Here is an 18454-nt window from a genome sequence, read left to right on the forward strand (position 1 = left end):
TGATTCTAGAGAGACGTTTGTGGACGGGTGCGAAGTCACAGAACGATGGCCCATTGATATGCCGCAAAGTCCGCGCCATGAGCTACGTCTTCGGATTTAATCCGGCAGTAAACTAAGAATGGTTGCCCTAGGGTGGAGGCATGCTTCCCGCGGTCCTTATTGCGAATGGTTCGCATTTCTGTTACTCTTTTGTTCTCGTTTTAATCGCAGCGCGTTTGCGTTCAATTTTGCGCCGCCTGTTTAACCTTTTGAATGCTAATCCATGCCGCGTGAGCCTGCTGAACCGAAATCCCGCTACGTGCTAGTAAAAGTGGCCGGTGTGGCGGTGGCGGTGGGATTGCACCTGGTAGTACTTGCCGCGATATTGGCGTCTCCCCCGATCAAGCCCGGGATCGAGCTGCCCGAAACCGTTGAAATTCGCTTTGTCGAAATTGCCGACGAGCCGGTCGATGCCGCTGCAAATGCGGAAGCCGAAGTGGAGCCGGTCCAGGAAGTGGCAGCCGTTGTGCCCGAGCCCGAGGTCGTTCCAGAACCGATTCCAGAACCTGAAGTCGTTCCTGAACCGGTTCCAGAGCCGGATCCCGAGCCAGTTATTGAACCTGAGCCGGTTGTGCCGCCCGTACCGGAACCAGAACCCATAATACATAAGCCCGATCCCGACACGATTCAGCCTGAACTTAAACTTGAGCCTAAGCCCGAGCCTAAGCCCGAGCCTAGGCCCGAGCCACGCAAGCCCGCTCCCAAGCCGGTGGCCAAGGCTCCGGTCAAGGCAGAAGCGGCAGCGGCACCCGCTGGCAAGGCGAGTGCCCCCGCTATACCTAAAGCACCATCAGCGCCTGTCGATCCCGACCCGCCGCGTTTGATAGGCAAGGTGGACTACCAGGGTCAACGACCCAATCCGCAGTATCCGCGGGCTTCCGAGCGTCGTGGCGAGCAGGGCAGGGTAGTCGTGCGAGTTTTGATTTCAGCCCAAGGTTCGGTAGTTAACGTAACCGTCCGTTCATCGTCAGGATATCCGCGCCTGGATGAAGCCGCCCTGAAGGCGGCTCGTACGGCGCGTTTCAAGCCGTACACAGAAAACGGTATCGCGTATCAAGCGATGGCCGATATCCCTTTTGATTTTGTTTTATAGGACATGACGTATGTTGGATTTTTTAGATAGCGCACTTCATGTGATTGCTCAGCTAAGCGATGCCGCGCCTGCTGCGCAGACGGCCGGCGCAGCGGCCGCTACGGAAACAGGGATGTTGCATTTCATTTTGCAGAGCGACGTCGTCGGTAAAACTTTATTCGGCTTTCTTCTGTTGATGTCCCTGACCAGTTGGTACCTCATCTTCGTTAAGTCCTTTACCAATATACGGATAGGGCAGCGCTCGAAAAAATTCCTTCAGGACTTCTGGGCGGCGAGTTCGCTGGAGCAGGTCGAGAACGAAATCGCGACCCACGGCGCTAATGAACCTTTTGCTCATCTAGCCATTCACGCTATTCATGCCCGCAGCCATCATGCCAAGTACGGAGCGATGAAGCTCGAAGAAAAAGGTTCCACCGGCGCATTCGTGACGCGAACCATACGCAAGGTCATCGACGAGGAAACCGCCCGTCTGGAAAATGGCTTGACCATCTTGGCGTCTATCGGTTCCACGGCTCCCTTCGTCGGTCTGTTCGGTACGGTGTGGGGCGTCTACCATGCATTGGTCGGCATCGCTTTGGCTGATGGCGTCACGATAAACCGCGTCGCTGGGCCAGTTGGCGAGGCCTTGATCATGACGGGACTGGGTTTGGCAGTGGCCATTCCTGCGGTATTGGCCTATAACGGATTCGTGCGCAGCAACCGAGTTTATCTGGCTCGCCTCGACGTGTTTGCTCACGACCTGTTCACCTTCCTGTCTACGGGGCAGCAGGTATCCGAGTCTTCACACAAAGCCCGCCGTGTCGTGCTTGTCACCCCAACGGAGGAATAAATGGCGTTCGGCAGCTTTGACAATAAAGGAACCAGCCATACGGTCTCCGAGATCAATATGGTGCCCTTGATCGATGTGATGCTGGTGCTGTTGGTAATTTTTATTATTACCGCGCCTTTGCTTAGCCATTCGATCAAAATCAATGTTCCGCAGGCCTCTTCGCAACCCGTCGAGCAAGAGCCCAAAACCATCGATCTGGCGGTGGACGCGCAGGGCCAATTGTTCTGGAACGAGCAGGCCATATCGGCAGATCAGCTGACACAACGATTTGCTGCCGAAGCGATTCTCGACCCACAGCCCGAATTACGTATTCGGGCAGATGTGAACACGCGTTACGAGGTACTTGCTCAGGTTATGAGCAGTGCCAAAAACGCCGGGTTGAAGCGATTGGGGTTTATTACCCGTCCGGGATCCAAAGAGACCTCGGGCAGCACTACTAGTACGGGCAACGCCCAGGCGGCAACGCCTGGATAGCGTGCGAGCCCAGGCCGACACGCCGTCGTTTGCCTATCGTTAATCGCCGCGAATAATTTCCCGGTGAATGACGATCTGGTGGCTGCTTCGATATAGAATCACGTTATGAGACTCTTAGTTATTGAAGACGACGCCACGTTGGGGCATGCTCTACAGGAATTCCTAATCGAGCAAGGCTATGCCGTCGACTGGCTTCAAAATGGCGAGCACGTCTACGGCGCAGTCGCGGGTCAAAGCTACGATCTTTTATTGCTGGATCTGAACTTGCCCGGAGAAAGCGGGCTAGACGTTTTGCGCGGCTTGCGCGCCAGCAATCGACAAGTGCCTGTGCTGATTCTTACCGCACGCGACGGGGTGGAAGACCGCGTGGCAGGGCTCGACGCCGGCGCCGACGATTACGTTACTAAACCATTCGAATTGCCCGAGTTGGCCGCGCGGGTGCGCGCCTTCGGACGGCGTCGTGCGGGGCAGGCCCAGCCTTATATCGAAACAGGACCGCTGCAATTCGACACCGTAGGCCGAGAAGTCCGCGTACACGGTGAACGGCTCTCGCTCTCGGTGCGCGAACTGTCTGTGCTTGAAATGTTGATGGCCAGGGCGGGCCGGGTCGTAACCAAACGGCAGATCGTCAATTCGCTTTCGGCATGGGATGCCGATTTCAGCGAGAACGCGGTCGAGGTTTATGTTTATCGCTTGCGCAAACGGCTTGAGGGTACTGGTGCCGGCATCCAGACTGTGCGCGGTTTTGGTTATCTTCTCGATATAGAAAGTGTCTCGTAAAATTACGGCTCACAAAAAGCTGATGCCGCCGGGTTCGCTCGCGCGGAAGCTGGTTTTTCGCTTGTTTCCGGCGGTGCTTGTACTGATCCTCCTCGATCTCAGTTTGACCTGGATGATGACGCGCAATATGACGCTCGAAGCCTGGCTGCTGCGTGATCTTTTCTGGACCATGGTATTTAGTCAGGTATTGTTGATTGCCGTATTTGCATGGGTTTTGATCTCTGGCGTCCGCTCTGGCCTCGCCTCCATCAATCATTTGTCGCAAGAAATCAGTCAAAGATCGATTGAGGACCTGCAGGTACTGGATGTCGCGGGACTTCCCTCTGAAGTTGCTCCGCTCGTTACACACTTCAACGATTTATTGAGTCGCCTGGACGATTCCATGCAGGCTCAAAAGCGCTTTATCGGTCATGCGGCACACCAGTTGCGGACACCGCTGGCTGGATTAAAGCTCGAGTCAGAGCTCATGCTTACGCGCAACTTGCCCGATGACGTCCGTGAACGCGCTGAACGTATCAAGACGGCGACTGATCGGATGATAAGGCTGGGTCAACAGTTGCTGGTCCTGGCCCGCGCCGATTTTTCCAACCGGCCGCAAGACAGTTTCGTCCGGTGCGACCTATGTGAATGGGTGCGTACCAGCGGGGCCGAATGGATACCGGCGGCTCGTGCCAGGCAGGTTGATCTTCAACTATTGGCACCGGACGAACCGGTCTGGGTTGATGTGGATGCCCTGTTGTTGGAAGAGCTTTTAAGCAATCTTATCGACAACGCCTTGCGTTACGGAGCGGCCAGCAATATTACGCTGCAGGTCGGGGCGAATCCGCCCTCGCTGGCAGTTGAGGACAATGGTCCGGGTATCGATCCCGAAGATGCCGAACGCGTTTTCGAGGCATTTTATCGCTCGCCGCGCGCAAGTGCCGGAGGATCGGGCCTCGGCCTCGCCATCGTGCGCGAGATCGCGCGTGCGCATGGTGCTTGGTGGAACCTGACCAGCCGGCCTTCCTTTCCGGGTACACGGATTACTGTTGTATTCCCCGGGCCCCGCATTGGGGCAAAGCTTAGAAGACAAGAGTAAAAATGAATAGTGTGACGGTACCGCGGGACCATGTGAAGCCTACCGCTACGCCCGGGGCGGGGATGTTGATTGGAGCCCTGGGCGTGGTTTATGGGGACATCGGTACAAGTCCGCTGTATACCATCAAGGCCGCTTTGGGGCAGATGTCGAATCCCGGCGAAGCGGAGATCCTGGGTTTGCTATCTTTGCTGTTCTGGATGCTGATGATCGTGGTGTCGCTGAAATATGTGACGATTATCTTGCGCGCCGACAATCGCGGAGAAGGCGGTACGCTGGCGTTGATGGAACTGGCTCTGCGCGGCGTATCGGGCCCAAAGCGCTGGCGTCTGATCGTATTGGGCCTGATCGGCGCTTGTCTGTTTTATGGCGACAGCATTATTACTCCTGCTATCTCGGTATTGTCGGCAATAGAGGGGTTGAGCATCGTTTCGCATAAGCTGGATGAATGGGTGGTGCCTATCGCTCTATTCGTACTGGCGTGCCTGTTCTTGATCCAATCACGTGGCACTGGTGCGATGGGGAAACTGTTCGGACCGGTCATGCTGCTGTGGTTTCTTACCTTAGGTGTGCTGGGGGCCTGGCGCATTTTTTTAGAGCCCGACATTTTGCGCGCGTTGAATCCCGTCTGGGCTTTCTCCTTCATCGCGGCGGCGCCTTGGAAAACGTTCTTGTTGTTGGGCGCGATCGTGCTGGCCCTGACCGGCGCTGAAACCCTCTATGCCGATATGGGGCATTTTGGACGTTCCGCCATCAGGCGGGCTTGGTTTGGCATGGTCTTGCCTGCCTTGCTTCTGTGCTATTTCGGGCAAGGGGCGCTGGTGTTGGCTGACCCGTCGACCATGGCGAATCCATTCTTTCATATGGTGCCGGACTGGGCCTTGATTCCGATGGTCGTGCTGGCTACGGTGGCAACAGTCATCGCATCGCAATCGGTGATTTCAGGCGCTTTTTCGGTAACTCGGCAGGCGGTTCAACTGGGCTTCTGGCCTCGCATGGTTATTTTGCACACGTCGGATCAAGAAGAAGGGCAGATTTACCTTCCGCGCGTCAATATGCTGCTTTTCATTGCCGTGGTGGTGTTGGTGCTGTCGTTTGGGTCGTCAGCAGCGCTGGCGCACGCTTATGGGTTCGCCGTCACAGGCACGATGTTGATGACATCATTACTTGCCTTTGCCGTCCTGCCGCGCAATACGGGAGGAATAAAAAGGCTGATTTGGCTTGGCCTGATCAGCTTGTTCCTGATTACGGACGTATTGCTGTTTTCGTCGAACGCGCTAAAAATATTCGATGGCGGTTGGGTCCCATTGTTCGTCGGTGTGTGCCTGTTGACCTTGATGATTACGTGGAAGCAAGGACGTGAAAAGATTCATGATAGCTTGGCAGGCGACCATCAGCCTCTGCAGTCGTTTATGGAATCGCTAGAGGAATTCCCGCCAACCCGCGTGCACGGAACAGCGGTGTTCATGAGCATGATCTACAACACCGTTCCGCCTGCGCTGCTGCATAATTTGAAGCACAACAAGGTGTTGCATGAACAGGCCTTGTTCCTTACCGTGGAGAGTGCCGACGTACCTTATGTACCTTTGGATGAACGATATAAGATAGAACGGCTCAGCCGGACGGCATGGCAGGCGGTGGCTCGCTGGGGATTCAAACAAGAGCCCAACGTGCCCCAGGTGCTCGAGCAAATCATGCGCGATTATCCCGAGCTGAATCTGGAACCCATGCAAACGTCTTACTTTTTGTCGCGGCAAACCATTTTGTCGGTGCGCAAATTGCCGTTTTTACTTTCCGCGCGGCGACGCCTATTTGGAATCATGGCCCGCAATGCCAGTGGCAGCACCCGTTTCTATAAGATTCCGCCTAATCGCGTCGTCGAAATGGGGATGCAGTTGGAGCTTTGATAGCGGTCAACCGAAGCGATAGACTCGTTAAGCAATAAAAGGAGGGCGCATACGTAAAGCATGCGCCCCCCTTTGATGCCCTGGCAGCCGTTTACTTGACGATGCCAGTTCCCGGTACGGTCGCGGGAGCCGGAATGGCCGGGACCGGTTCAGGTGTCGAGCCTGTATTGACACCCGTTGATGTTTCCGGGGTAGCTGGGGTAGTGATGGTTGTTTCCCGCAAAACCCCGCCGCTGCCCACGCTGCCTTTCGTGACGGTGTTTTGACCAGACATTTGCAACATGCAATCGTCGCGCTCACCGACAGGCAGGGCCTGGCATCTTTTGATTTCGTTTTGTTCGTAAGCCTGATTACTGCTGGACAGCCGGTTGCGTCGCGCTTCGTTACGAGCGGCCCCAGCTTCGCGCAGGCAAGTTGTTTTGTCTTGATTAATTTGACCAGCATTGCAACGGGCAACGTCTGCCGTGTAGCGCGCTTCGATATCGGAATTGGCTGGCGCTGGGCTGCCAGCGCCGGCGGCCATGGCCACGGGTGCTGCCAATAAAGCTGCCAGGCACCATGCGCCAAGCGTTATACGGGAAAAGGATGTGGACTGAGTATGCATCGTGGATGTACTCCTTTTAGAATTTGGTTTTTATTCCGTCCCTGGATCAAGCCTGGACGTTGTCGACTTCGCTTGCCTTACGCCAAATCTGCGCTTCGCCTTCGCGATTGATTTTGGATACGGAATAATAGACCCAGACGAGTCTGCAAGATTCAGTATATAGAGCCACATGACGGCGGGTGTAACTAAATATACTACCGTTATCGCAATGTGTATTGACAGGCCCATATCCGACGATTTTGCGCTCAAGCTCCGTCTTCTTCCTTTTGTTGAACCCGTAGCTGGCGCCGGATAGCAGCTCTCATCAATAGCATCGCCGTTACCGGTGACGTGATCACCAAGAATACCGTGATCAATATTTGATGTACCACAAGGCGATGTTCGGCGGCAGAAGAGACCAGTATCGACGCGAGCAGTACGAAAAATACACCTAGCGTATTGCCCAGCGTAGGAGCGTGTATGCGGGTATAAAAGTCGGGCAGTCGCAACAGGCCCAAGGAGCCCGTAAGGGTCAGGATACCGCTCAGCACCAGCAATATGGCAGCCGGAATTGCTGCCCAGAATGGCAAACTTTCGATCATGGTTCGATGACCTCGCCGCGCAAAAGAAACTTGGCCATGGCAACCGAGCCGACAAAGCCAAACATACTGATCAGCAAGGCGATGTCGAAATAAAGGCTGGAATGAAACTGCAGGCCTAGCACAAGCAGAATCAGCATGCCATTGATATAGGCAGTATCCAGCGCCAGTACGCGATCGGACGCGGTCGGTCCGCGCAGCAGGCGAAGTACCGCGCAGGCCAGCGCCAGCACGAAGCATCCCAGGGCAAACGTGGCAGCCCAGTAAACGAGGTTAGTCATTCGAAGATCTCCATCAATGGGCGTTCATAACGATGCTGAATGGTGTCCAGCCATTCACTTTCGTCTTTCAAATCGAGCACGTGCAAGGTCAACATGCTGTCGTCTTCAGAATAGTCGGACCACACCGTACCGGGCGTGTAGGTAACAATGCAAGCCAGCGCTGCAAGGCCGTGCGGGTCGCGGATGCGCAGCGGAATCTTGATAAATCCGGGCGTGGCCTGAGAATGGCGGCCCAGCCATATGATCCGAGCGACTGCGACGTTGGAAAGTGTAATGTCCAGGGCTACATGGCAAATAAGTTTGATGATGACTAACGGATGTTTCGGATACGCTTGTAACGGACGCAATGCCATGGCGGCCCAGCCAAGCAGTAAAGCCAGAATCGACCCCAGGACAACTTGCCCGACTGACAAGGTGTCATTAAGCAACAGCCATAAAACGAGCAGCATCGCAGGCAGGAATAGCCAGTTTGCAGAGCGCCTCATAAGTGTGCTCCTGGTGCGACTCCGCGGACCGAGTGCTGGGTTAACACGGCGTTGATGTAAATTGCCGGGCGGTCCAGGTACTCAGCAGTTTTCTCAACAAAATTCATCACCGGACCCGCCCAGAACGCCAGGGCAACACAAGCGAGCACAAGCGCGCCTACGGGGCCCGCCTCGCTGACTCGCAGGCGCGGCGTGACTGAATCTTCAGAGCTCCAGAACAGGCGTATGCCGGTGCGGCCCAGCGCAATAATGCCGGCCAGACCCGAGATAAGGACACCCGCGACCAACATCCACGCCGCGACTGACGGGGTGTCGGTGGCCGAGGTTTCAAGCGCCGCAGAAAGCAGAGAGAACTTTGCAACGAATCCCGAGAGGGGCGGCAGACCCGTAACGAGCAGGGCACAGGCAATGAATGCCATTCCAAGAAAGGCCATGGCAGCCGGGATCGCCACACCCACCACATCGTCAGAGTGGTCGGGTGGTTCCGGGTCTTCAAGGTCGAATGCTTCCAGACTAACGGCCAGCAGGTCCGCACCAAATGCCTGGGTGCGTTCCACCATTTCGAGCAACATGAAGAAAGCGCCGAGCGCCAATACGGAGCTGATGAGGTAGAACAATGCTGGCCCCGTCAGCGTAACGCCGGGCATACCCAGCGCAGCCAGCAATGTACCGGAGGACATGATGATGCAATAACCGGCTTGTCGTTCGGCCTGGGGCGCGGCCAGCAGACCAATGGCGCCAAACACCAAGGTCGCCATGCCTACTGGAAACATCCATTCACCGCCGAATGCGGCGGGCGCTCCGCTGGGTAACAGTAAAGATCCTATCCGCAGCAAGGCATAGATACCTACCTTGGTCATGATGGCAAAGATGCCGGCAACCGGCGCGCAGGCATTGGCATAAGCCGCGGGCAGCCAGAAATTCAATGGCCAGGCCGCCGCCTTGATCAGGAACGCAATGCCCAGGATGGCGGCACCTGCTTCGAACAGACGCCGCTCCACGCCGGCCAGTTCTCCGGCCGTGGCGGCCAGGTCGGCCATGTTCAGGGTGCCGGTTACGCCATAAATGAGGGCCATGGCAATCAACAACAGGAACGAAGCCAGAAGGTTGACGACGATGTAGTGCAATCCAGCGGCGACGCGTGCTTTGCCTGATCCGTGCAGCATCAGGCCATAGGATGCGGCCAGCAATACCTCGAAAAACACGAACAGATTGAACAGGTCTCCGGTGAGGAAGGCGCCGTTCAAGCCCATTAGCAGAAACTGGAACAAGGGGTGGAAATGCACGCCCGCGCGGTCCCATCTGGCGGTGGCATAAATCCAGGTGGTGGCCCCCATCACGGCGGTAAGGACGAGCATGATGGTCGACAGGCGATCGACGACAGCCACAATCCCAAACGGTGCGGGCCAGTCGCCAAGTAGATAGACGCCGATGCCGTCGGGCCAGTTACTGGGCAGAAAGCCCGCCGTCATGCATAGCAATGTGATGGCGACGTACAACTGCGCAGCGATCGAGATGGTGCTTAATACAAGCCGCGCGCGTCGCTGCGAGTCGCGCAGCATTAGCATGGCGGCGCCGAACACCAGCGGGACCGCCACCGGAAGGATGGGTAAATGTTGAGACCAATCGTTCACTGACGTGTCTCCCGACCATCGACGTGGTCAGTATCCGACAGCCCGCGCGAGGCCAGCATTACCACTAGAAACAGGGCGGTCGTCGCAAAACCAATCACGATGGCAGTTAGGACCAGAGCCTGGGGAAGGGGATCCGCATAGTGGCTGGCGTCAGCACCCAGCTCAGCGACGATGACGGGTGGTGCGCCCAAGGTAATGCGGCCCATACCGAAAATGAAGAGGTTCACCGCATAAGAAATAAGCGCAAGACCCATAATCACCTGGAATGTTCTGGGGCGAAGAAGCAGCCAGATACCGGAGCCGGCAAGCACGCCTATGGCGATGGAAAGGACCAGTTCCATTAACGGGCTCCTTTGATAACAGTGGCTGCGGCGGCAGCCGGTACAGGTTTGCGATATAAACGCAGCGATTGGTGAGCCAGCGCAACTAGCATTAGAACGGTCGCGCCTACGACTAACATATACACCCCGATATCAAACAGCAGCACCGTCGATAAATGTACATGCCCAATTACGGGCAGCGCGATATCCCAGCTTAACGCGGCAAGGAACGGTTTGGACGCCCACCAGACGGCCATCGCTGCAGTGCCAGCCAACAGCAAACCGATGGCGATCCAGTTTTGCGGGTGAATACGCTGGCGCGCTTCGACCCATATAACGCCGCCGACCATATATTGCAGAATGATCGCGGTGGCCATGATCAGACCGCCGACAAATCCGCCGCCCGGAAGGTTATGACCCCGTATCAGGAAATACATGGAAATGAGCGCAGCCATGGGCAATAGCAAGCGCACCAGCACAGCGGGCACCTTCATGACACCATCCGGTATCAATGCGCGGGGATCCGGCTCGGCGAAGCGGTCCAGCAACTTGCCATTGGTGGGCAGAAATTCCCTGGCAGTGGGCAAGGTCAGGCTCTCAGGTGGTGGACGGAAGCGCCGCAGCAGGGCGTAGACGGTAAGGGCCACAATGCCGAGCACGGTGATTTCGCCGAAGGTATCGAAGCCACGGAAATCGACCAATATCACGTTGACGACGTTTGCACCCCCGCCAAGAGGCACCGATTGTTTGACAAAAAACGATGAAATTCCTTCGGGATGGGGTCGCGTCAACACTGCATAGGCAATTGCCGACAAGCCGGCGCCGCTGATCACGGCAATGATCAGGTCGCGAAAACGGCGTATATAGGCACGCAGCGTATTCTTGACTGGATGCTCATCATCGCCTTCTACGCGTGGCGGGAGCCAGCGCAGTCCCAAGAGAATCAGCACCAGGGTTACGACTTCGACGGCCAACTGGGTAAGGGCTAGATCGGGTGCCGAAAGCCATGCAAAGGTTAATGCGGTAATCAGCCCGGCACCGCCTGAAAGCAACAGCGATGCGGCGCGATGGTATTTGGCCTGGCGTGCGGCGCCGATAGCGCATGCTGCGCCCGCCACCCACATCAAGGCAAAGAAAGGATCGACGGGCGTGAAGATTTCAGGCTGGAACCACGTGCCGCGGAACAGCGGCAGTGCGGCCACAAACACCGTCGCCAGAATGATCAGGAACAGTTGCGGCTGCAAGCGTGGCGAACGGGTCCAGTCGAGAATAAAGGCGGCCAGGGTGTCGAGTCCTTCTAGCATTGATTCAAACGTGCGGCGGCCATCGAATCGATAGATAAGCGGAGCCTTGCCGGGGCGCGTGCGGTGGCGATGGCGCAGCAGCCATAACAGACCGATACCGCCTGCCAGAGCAAGAAAGCTCATTGCCAAAGGAATGTTGAAGCCGTGCCAAACGCGCAGGTCGTATGCGGGTGTATTTGTACCCAGTATGGAAACCGCAGCGTTCTGCAGGAATGGCCCCACCGTGTAACTGGGTAGAATGCCGACAACCAGGCAAATCAACACCAGAATGCCGCTGGGAATCAGCATGCGCAATGGCGGTTCGTGCGGTACGCGGGGAAGGTCGCGTGGCGGCGGGCCAAAGAATGTCTGCATGATGAACCGCAGCGAATAGGCTACGCTGAACGCGCTGGCGATGACGGCGGCAATAGGCAAGGCAAATCGAGTTTGCCAGTCGCCGCTGACAAATACCGTTTCGGCGAAGAACATTTCCTTCGATATGAAACCGTTGAGCAACGGTACACCCGCCATGGATGCGGCGGCCACGACCGCAAGCGTGGTGGTGATCGGCATGCTTCGATAAAGCCCCGACAAGCGGGTCAGGTCGCGCGTCCCGGTTTCATGGTCGACAATGCCTGCTGCCATGAAAAGCGACGCTTTGAACGTTGCATGGTTGATCATGTGGAAAACCGCGGCTATTAGCGCCAATTCGCTGTTCATGCCCAATAGCAGGGTAATCAGACCCAAATGACTGATCGTGGAGTACGCAAGGACGCCTTTCATATCAAGCTGGAATGTCGCAGCGTAGGCCCCTAACGCCAGCGAACAGAGTCCAGCCCCACCTATGATCCAGGTCCATTCCGGTGTGCCGGCCATCACTGGCCAGAAGCGGGCGAGCAAGAAGACGCCAGCCTTGACCATTGTGGCGGAGTGTAAATAAGCTGATACCGGCGTTGGCGCCGCCATGGCGTTAGGCAACCAGACATGAAACGGGAACTGGGCGCTTTTGGTCAACGCGCCCAGCGCAACCAGCACCAGCATGATGGGGTACCAGGAGTGTGTGCGAATCAGGTCGCCCGAGGCCAGCACCACGTCAAGATCGTAGCTTCCCACGACATGCCCGATCATGAGCATGCCCGCCAGCAGGCACAAGCCGCCGGCGCCTGTGATGGTCAGCGACATCCGAGCGCCGCGCCTGGCATCAAGCCGATGGTACCAGTAGGCGATCAGCATGAACGACGACAGACTGGTCAATTCCCAGAATATGACAAGTTGGATCAGGTTGCCGGACAACACCACGCCCAACATCGACCCCATGAATGCCTGGAAAAAAGCGAAGAAGCGCGGGACAGGGTCCTGGGGTGATAGGTAGTAGCGGGCGTACAGCACGATCAGCGCACCCATGGAGGTGATGATCATGGCGAACAGCCATGAGTAGCCGTCCATCCGCAGGGTAAAGTCGACCCCAAGGCTTGGAATCCAGGGGACGACGGTTTTGACGACTCTACCGTCGGCCACGTCGGGGAACTGTGTAAAAACCAGAACGGCACAGGCTACGGCCACGAAACCAGCCAGCCAGGCTTCAAGCTTTCGCGCATTCGAAGGCAGCAAGGCAGCGATAATGCTGCCCGCAAAAGGCAGGGCTAGGATAAAAACTAAGGGCATCAGGGGCGGGATTTGGTGAATGAATCTAACCCTTATAATACGATATGTTGCGTTAAGCTTCGCCGAGGCCCATATTTTTTTTAATGCTGGTGGTTGTAAGGCTTTTAGTAAGCTGTTTTATAAGCTTTTTTCGTTCGAATGCTTGGAAAGCTACGCAGTTACAAGTTTAGCCAACGCTCGCCCAAGCCTTGCACGAACGGTCAAATGCTGTCGACGACGCCACCCTCTACGCGCAAGGCAGCGCCGGTTGTGGCGGATGACAGGGGCGAAGCCACATAGACCACCATATTGGCGACTTCCTCAAGGGTTGCCGCACGTTGAATGATGGAACTTGGGCGATGCGTTTTTACGAACGCGACGCCAGCCTCTTCAAGCGTTTGGCCTTCTGGTGCAGAGGCCATCAACATTTCGGCGGCGCCTTCTGACAGAGTGGGGCCCGGCAACACGGAATTAACCGTTACGCCGGTACCGGCGGCAAACTTGGCCAAACCGCGGGCAATCCCGAGCATCGCCGTTTTGCTAAAGCCGTAGTGGATCATATCGGCTGGAATGTTCAACGCTGATTCCGAGGAAATGAACACGACTCGTCCCCAATTCGCCTCGAGCATGGTTGGCATATATGCACGCGCCAGACGCACGCCCGACATGATGTTCACCTCGAAATAGCGGGTCCACTCGGCGTCGTCAATGTCAAAGAACGGCTGCGTGCCGTAAATGCCAAGGTTATTGATCAGAATGTCGCAGCGTGGTTCGGCTGACGTCAACACAGCGCATCCCTGGGCAGTACCGAGGTCGGCTGCGACGCCGCGCACTAATGCTGCAGGAACATGTTGCTTCACTGCTTCGATTGCCTGGTCCACTGCTGCTTGCGAACGGCCGTTCACCACAACGCAAGCACCGGCTTGTGCCAGCCCTTTGGCAATGGCCAGGCCGATGCCGCTTGTGGAACCGGAAATAATGGCGGTTTTACCTGATACGTCGATATTCAACATTTTCTCTTTACCTTTAAGGTGGAAAAGGGTGGAAAAGCAGCTTGCAGGGCGTGAAGGTTCGGGGTGACCGTCAAACGTCACGACCGCCTCTGCTCTTTAGAACTGCTCTAGTAAATGCAGCTTGTCTTTCACTTCCGCCCAGGTCTCATGGTCGGGAAGGGGGCTTTTGCTAACCCTTATCCGTTTCCACCGCGGATCGTTGGAGAGGTCGCGATTGATCTGCACAAAATGCGCTTGCGCAGGGTCAATTTCGCTTTCTTCAACAATCGCGTTCACAGGGCACTCGCCCACGCAAATAGAACAGTCGATGCATTCATCGGGATTGATCACAAGAAAGTTGGGCCCTTCGTAGAAGCAGTCCATAGGACAGACGCTTGCACAGTCGGTGTACTTGCATGCGATACAACTCTCGGTTACGACAAATGCCATCTTTTTTGACTACCTATTCTTACGGTTGATCTGGAGATTCGAGCGTGTCGACGCGCCCATGGTCAGCGACTTGATTTAGCCGAACTCATACGAGGCCATCGGAACTTCCATCACATGATCGATAAAGAGGGCGCGGCCCACGTCTTTACCCGCCGCCCCAGCGACCACCATCAAGGGCAATAAATGGTCTTCCTGCGGGTGAGCCAGTCGTGCGTTGGCTGCCTTTTCCCAATTCACCAGCATCTGGTTCCGAATGCTGGCGTCGGGTTGCCCAATGGCCGTATTCAAATACGCTTCAAACGACTGGGCGATCGGCGTGGATTCAGGACGTCTGAAACCCCGCATATTGTGGTAGGTCAGGCCGCTGCCGATAATCAGCACGTCTTCGTCGCGCAACGGAGCCAGCGCCTGCCCGACGCGGATGTGTTCTGCGGCGTCGTAGCTTGATTTGAGGGACAGCATGACAACGGGCACGTCCGCTTCCGGATACATCAAACTTAGCGGCACGAATGTACCGTGGTCGAAGCCGCGGGACGCGTCCTCGCGCGGACTTAAGCCGGCTCCGGCAAGCAGCGCTTTTATGCGGGCAGCCAGCGCCGGCGAACCCGGCGCAGGGTAGGTGATGTGATAGGTGTGTTCAGGGAAGCCGTAATAATCGTATTCCATGGGCGGCTGTGTGGCGGTCGAGACAGTAAATTCTTGCGCTTCCCAGTGGCCTGAAATGACCAGCACGGCTTTGGGCTTATTGGGCAGGCGACCTGGCAGCGCGCTGAATTCGCGCGCGGTTTTGGCGTACATCGGCCGCATGCTGTCAACCCAGGGCCACGGCCCGCCGCCGTGGGACACAAAATATACGGGATACCTGGTTGTCATGTTGGATCTCTTAGAGTAGGGTCACACAGTCAAACCAGTTTATTCCTTGAACGTTTCAAGGCGATGTTGACCGCGTCGTAGGGACACTGTACCTTTCTTACTCGATCTTAAATAGGCGACAATCTGGGCAAGTTTGTTCCATAAAAGGCAACAGTGGATAAACTGAAATCGATGGCAATGTTCGTTCGTGTCGCCGAAATGGGCAGTTTTTCTGCTGCCGCGCGGCAGCAAGGTATTGCCCGGTCGATTGTCACTCGACAGATTGCGCAGCTTGAAAACGCCGTCGGCATGAAGCTAATGACCCGCAGCACCCGCCGCTTGACGCTAACGTCGGCGGGAAGCGCGTATCTCGAGAAATGCCGCGAAATTCTCGATTTGATAGAGTCCGCGGAAATCGAGTTGGCACAAGAGCATCAATCGATGCGTGGTTCGGTGCGGATCAGCCTGCCCCTTAGCTACGGTATCAAGCGCCTGGCGCCCCTGCTGCTCGAGTTCGCTGAACAGTACGCCGAAGTGCGTCTCGAAATGAACTACAACGATAGGCAGGTGGACCTGATAGAAGAGGGCATTGATCTCGCGATACGTATTACCCGACGCCTGGCAGACAGTGATATCGTCCGAAGGGTAGGCACTGTGCGCGTGCTGGTTGCGGCGTCGCCCGATTATTTGGCGATGCACGGCGAGCCGCAGCATCCCGCAGAGCTGCTGAATCACGATTGTCTCAGCTATACCGCCAGTGGAAACTTAGACGTTTGGCACTTCCTTGTAGAGGGCGTGCCTGTCGAATTTCCAGTGCGCGCGCGGCTGCATTCCAACAATGGCGACGTGTTGGACCAGGCAGCAGGCAAGGGCATGGGAATTACTTACCAACCGGACTTCATCGTGGCCGACAGCATCAAGGCAGGGCGAGTCACGTCAATTTTGACTGCGTATCCAGCGCCAGAGCTTGGCGTGTATGTGGTGTTGCCGAGCAACCGTCAAATACCCTATCGTGTGCGTGTCCTTATCGACTTCCTGGCCAATCGGCTACGCCTGGACGAATTGCACGGTTTTGCTGCGATGTAGTGCCTTGGATAATCTTCGGACATACTTGAGCTAGATCAAGATCTGCTTACGTCTTAACGACGACAATACGAGACTGAAGCAGGCTACGGTCACTTGATCTGCTTTGCATGCCGCGAGCGGCATGTTGGCCACTATCCGGAGCACAGCAATGAGTGTCGTCATACCCCAGGTTCAAGATAAAACCATTACGTTTCCGGACATTGAAATTTCCGAAGCCTTGATACGCCGCTTCGATAGTTCCGGGCCCAGATACACGTCGTATCCGACCGCCGACCGTTTCAAGGCAGTGTTCGACGAGGCTTCGTATAAAGACCACCTTGGGCAGCGCGCCGCATCTGGGCAAAATCCGCCGCTTTCGGTTTACGTCCATCTGCCGTTCTGCGAATCGCTTTGCTACTTCTGTGCCTGCAATAAAATTATTACCCAAGATCATGGGCGCACTGCTGAATACCTGCGCTACCTGAATCAGGAAATGGACTTGGTCGCGCGCCATCTGGGTGCTGACCGAAAAACTGACCAGCTTCATCTCGGTGGCGGCACTCCCACCTTTCTTAGTGCAGCCGAACTGACGCAGTTGATGGAATCATTGCGCAAGCATTTCGAATTTTCCAGCGGCGCCGAGTTGGGTGTGGAGATCGATCCACGCACGGTGACGGATGCTACGCTGGCAATGCTGGCGGGCCTGGGATTCAACCGTACCAGTTTTGGCGTGCAGGATTTCGATCCCGATGTACAGGCAGCGGTCAATCGCATACAGCCTTTGGAAATGGTCGAGAAAGCGATAGTCGCGAGCCGAAGTGCCGGCTTTCAGTCTGTCAATGCTGATCTGATTTATGGGCTTCCCAAGCAAACCCTGGCCAGCTTCAGTCGCACGCTGGATCAATTGATACGTCTATCTCCTGATCGCATTGCTCTGTATAACTATGCGCATTTGCCAAGCCGCTTCAAGGCTCAGCGCCTTATTGTCGCAGGCGATCTGCCGTCTGCAGAAGACCGTTTGCAGATTTTCCTGATGTCCACGCGCCGACTTCTCGAGGCAGGCTATGTGTACATAGGCCTTGACCATTTTGCGAAGCCCGACGACGAATTGAATAAGGCGAGGCTAAGCAAAAGCTTGCATCGCAACTTTCAGGGCTATACCACGCGCGCTGAATGCGACCTTGTGGGTCTGGGCGTGTCGGCCATCGGCAAGGTGGGTAATTCATACAGCCAGTCGGTGCGTAGTCTTAATGCCTATTACCAGCGTCTGGATCAAGGTCAGCTTCCCATCGAGAAAGGCTTCGACCTTAGCGCTGACGATGTCTTGCGGCGCGAGGTCATCATGACCCTGATGTGCAGCATGCCGCTGGATTATGCCGCGATCAATCAACGGCACGGCATAGATTTTGGCAGCTATTTTGCGTCTGAACTAGCGCGGCTTGAACAGTATGAAGAGGCTGGCCTGATGCAAACCACCGACCAAACCCTCACTATTACGCCTAAGGGACGCCTGTTTGTTCGAGCCATAGGCATGGTGTTCGACAAGTACATGGGGCAGCCGACGGTTTCCACGTATTCCAAACTGATTTAGCCCATTTCGACGCCAGGCTTGCTAGTCGGCCGGTTCGGTCCCTTTCCTTGAGGGCGCTAGGGTTTTTGCCATAAGCAGGTAAACGGTGACGCCGATGCCTGTTAGTAGCAGGAACGCCCACAGCCATGGAACGTGAATCAGCCATGCCGAAAAAGAAAGAGATATCCACAGAAAGATGATCGCCGTTATTTTCGCCCGCATGGGGATGCCCCGACCGCTTTCTATATTGGCAATGTACGAACCAAACAGCTTGTTTGTTGTTAGCCAGCCATGAAGACGATCAGAGCCGCGCATATAGCAGGCTGATGCCAACAAGACGAAAGGGGTCGTAGGCAGCAGAGGCAGAAATATTCCCAGAACGGCAAGAATCAACGCCAGTGTTCCCACGATGTTGAACATGATTTTGGTCACTATGCGAAGCCTGCCTTGTTTTGCCAGATGTGCCGATGTTCAAACTCAGTATCGCTACAGGATTTTA

Annotated in this window: 19 protein-coding genes; 8 read left to right on the forward strand and 11 right to left on the reverse strand. The window is 55.9% G+C overall.

What is annotated here, in order from left to right; translation table 11 throughout:
- The first annotated feature begins 262 nt into the window (after positions 1-262).
- The 6 genes from EKL30_RS01095 (at position 263) to EKL30_RS01120 (ending at position 6197) form a co-directional block, all read left to right on the forward strand.
- Positions 263-1132, forward strand: coding sequence for an energy transducer TonB (locus EKL30_RS01095; RefSeq protein WP_126705353.1), 870 nt, complete (start codon positions 263-265; stop codon positions 1130-1132).
- A gap of 10 nt (positions 1133-1142) precedes the next feature.
- Positions 1143-1961, forward strand: a complete 819-nt coding sequence (locus tag EKL30_RS01100; RefSeq protein ID WP_126705354.1) for a MotA/TolQ/ExbB proton channel family protein — start codon at positions 1143-1145, stop codon at positions 1959-1961.
- The gene (locus EKL30_RS01105) at positions 1962-2435 is read left to right on the forward strand and encodes a biopolymer transporter ExbD (RefSeq protein ID WP_126705355.1); all 474 of its coding nucleotides are present in this window, start codon (positions 1962-1964) and stop codon (positions 2433-2435) included.
- Between the two features lie 105 nt (positions 2436-2540).
- The gene (locus EKL30_RS01110; RefSeq protein WP_126705356.1) at positions 2541-3215 is read left to right on the forward strand and encodes a response regulator transcription factor; all 675 of its coding nucleotides are present in this window, start codon (positions 2541-2543) and stop codon (positions 3213-3215) included.
- A gap of 22 nt (positions 3216-3237) precedes the next feature.
- Positions 3238-4293 carry a HAMP domain-containing sensor histidine kinase gene (locus EKL30_RS01115; RefSeq protein WP_126705971.1) on the forward strand — a complete coding sequence of 352 codons (1056 nt, stop codon included), beginning with the start codon at positions 3238-3240 and terminating at the stop codon, positions 4291-4293.
- 2 nt (positions 4294-4295) lie between these two features.
- On the forward strand, positions 4296-6197 hold the full coding sequence (locus tag EKL30_RS01120; protein WP_126705357.1) for a potassium transporter Kup: 1902 nt from the start codon (positions 4296-4298) through the stop codon (positions 6195-6197).
- Positions 6198-6288: 91 nt separating this feature from the next.
- Here the strand turns inward: EKL30_RS01120 and EKL30_RS01125 are convergent, their stop codons facing one another.
- The 10 genes from EKL30_RS01125 to EKL30_RS01170 form a co-directional block, all read right to left on the reverse strand.
- Positions 6289-6801 (reverse strand): hypothetical protein, encoded by a 513-nt coding sequence (locus EKL30_RS01125; RefSeq protein WP_126705358.1) that lies wholly within the window; start codon positions 6799-6801, stop codon positions 6289-6291.
- A 245-nt stretch (positions 6802-7046) separates the two neighbouring features.
- Positions 7047-7382, reverse strand: coding sequence for a monovalent cation/H(+) antiporter subunit G (gene mnhG / locus EKL30_RS01130; RefSeq protein WP_126705359.1), 336 nt, complete (start codon positions 7380-7382; stop codon positions 7047-7049).
- Positions 7379-7660: a K+/H+ antiporter subunit F gene (locus tag EKL30_RS01135; protein WP_126705360.1), complete on the reverse strand. Its 282-nt coding sequence runs from the start codon at positions 7658-7660 to the stop codon at positions 7379-7381. The genes mnhG and EKL30_RS01135 overlap by 4 nt, the downstream gene beginning before the upstream one ends.
- A complete protein-coding gene (locus EKL30_RS01140) occupies positions 7657-8145 on the reverse strand; it encodes a Na+/H+ antiporter subunit E (protein ID WP_126705361.1) in 489 nt (162 codons plus the stop codon). Before EKL30_RS01140 ends, EKL30_RS01135 begins: the two co-directional genes overlap by 4 nt.
- Positions 8142-9779, reverse strand: a complete 1638-nt coding sequence (locus EKL30_RS01145) for a monovalent cation/H+ antiporter subunit D (protein WP_126705362.1) — start codon at positions 9777-9779, stop codon at positions 8142-8144. The genes EKL30_RS01140 and EKL30_RS01145 overlap by 4 nt, the downstream gene beginning before the upstream one ends.
- Complete coding sequence (locus EKL30_RS01150; protein WP_126705363.1) at positions 9776-10120, reverse strand: Na+/H+ antiporter subunit C; 345 nt, start codon at positions 10118-10120, stop codon at positions 9776-9778. Before EKL30_RS01150 ends, EKL30_RS01145 begins: the two co-directional genes overlap by 4 nt.
- Positions 10120-13047, reverse strand: coding sequence for a monovalent cation/H+ antiporter subunit A (locus EKL30_RS01155; RefSeq protein WP_126705364.1), 2928 nt, complete (start codon positions 13045-13047; stop codon positions 10120-10122). The genes EKL30_RS01150 and EKL30_RS01155 overlap by 1 nt, the downstream gene beginning before the upstream one ends.
- Before the next feature lie 200 nt (positions 13048-13247).
- On the reverse strand, positions 13248-14036 hold the full coding sequence (locus tag EKL30_RS01160; protein WP_126705972.1) for an SDR family NAD(P)-dependent oxidoreductase: 789 nt from the start codon (positions 14034-14036) through the stop codon (positions 13248-13250).
- Positions 14037-14135: 99 nt separating this feature from the next.
- On the reverse strand, positions 14136-14468 hold the full coding sequence (gene fdxA, locus EKL30_RS01165) for a ferredoxin FdxA (protein ID WP_126705365.1): 333 nt from the start codon (positions 14466-14468) through the stop codon (positions 14136-14138).
- 75 nt (positions 14469-14543) lie between these two features.
- A complete protein-coding gene (locus EKL30_RS01170; RefSeq protein WP_126705366.1) occupies positions 14544-15341 on the reverse strand; it encodes a class III extradiol ring-cleavage dioxygenase in 798 nt (265 codons plus the stop codon).
- Between the two features lie 153 nt (positions 15342-15494).
- On the opposite strand from EKL30_RS01170, the gene EKL30_RS01175 reads away from it, so the two are divergent.
- A complete protein-coding gene (locus tag EKL30_RS01175) occupies positions 15495-16406 on the forward strand; it encodes a LysR family transcriptional regulator (RefSeq protein WP_126705367.1) in 912 nt (303 codons plus the stop codon).
- A gap of 148 nt (positions 16407-16554) precedes the next feature.
- Positions 16555-17976: an oxygen-independent coproporphyrinogen III oxidase gene (gene hemN / locus EKL30_RS01180; RefSeq protein ID WP_126705368.1), complete on the forward strand. Its 1422-nt coding sequence runs from the start codon at positions 16555-16557 to the stop codon at positions 17974-17976.
- A gap of 21 nt (positions 17977-17997) precedes the next feature.
- On the opposite strand, the gene EKL30_RS01185 is transcribed toward hemN, so the two are convergent.
- Positions 17998-18387, reverse strand: coding sequence for a YbaN family protein (locus tag EKL30_RS01185; protein ID WP_233582649.1), 390 nt, complete (start codon positions 18385-18387; stop codon positions 17998-18000).
- Positions 18388-18454: the final 67 nt, after the last annotated feature.

The sequence above is a fragment of the Candidimonas sp. SYP-B2681 genome (genome assembly GCF_003971065.1).
Classification (GTDB): domain Bacteria; phylum Pseudomonadota; class Gammaproteobacteria; order Burkholderiales; family Burkholderiaceae_B; genus Pollutimonas.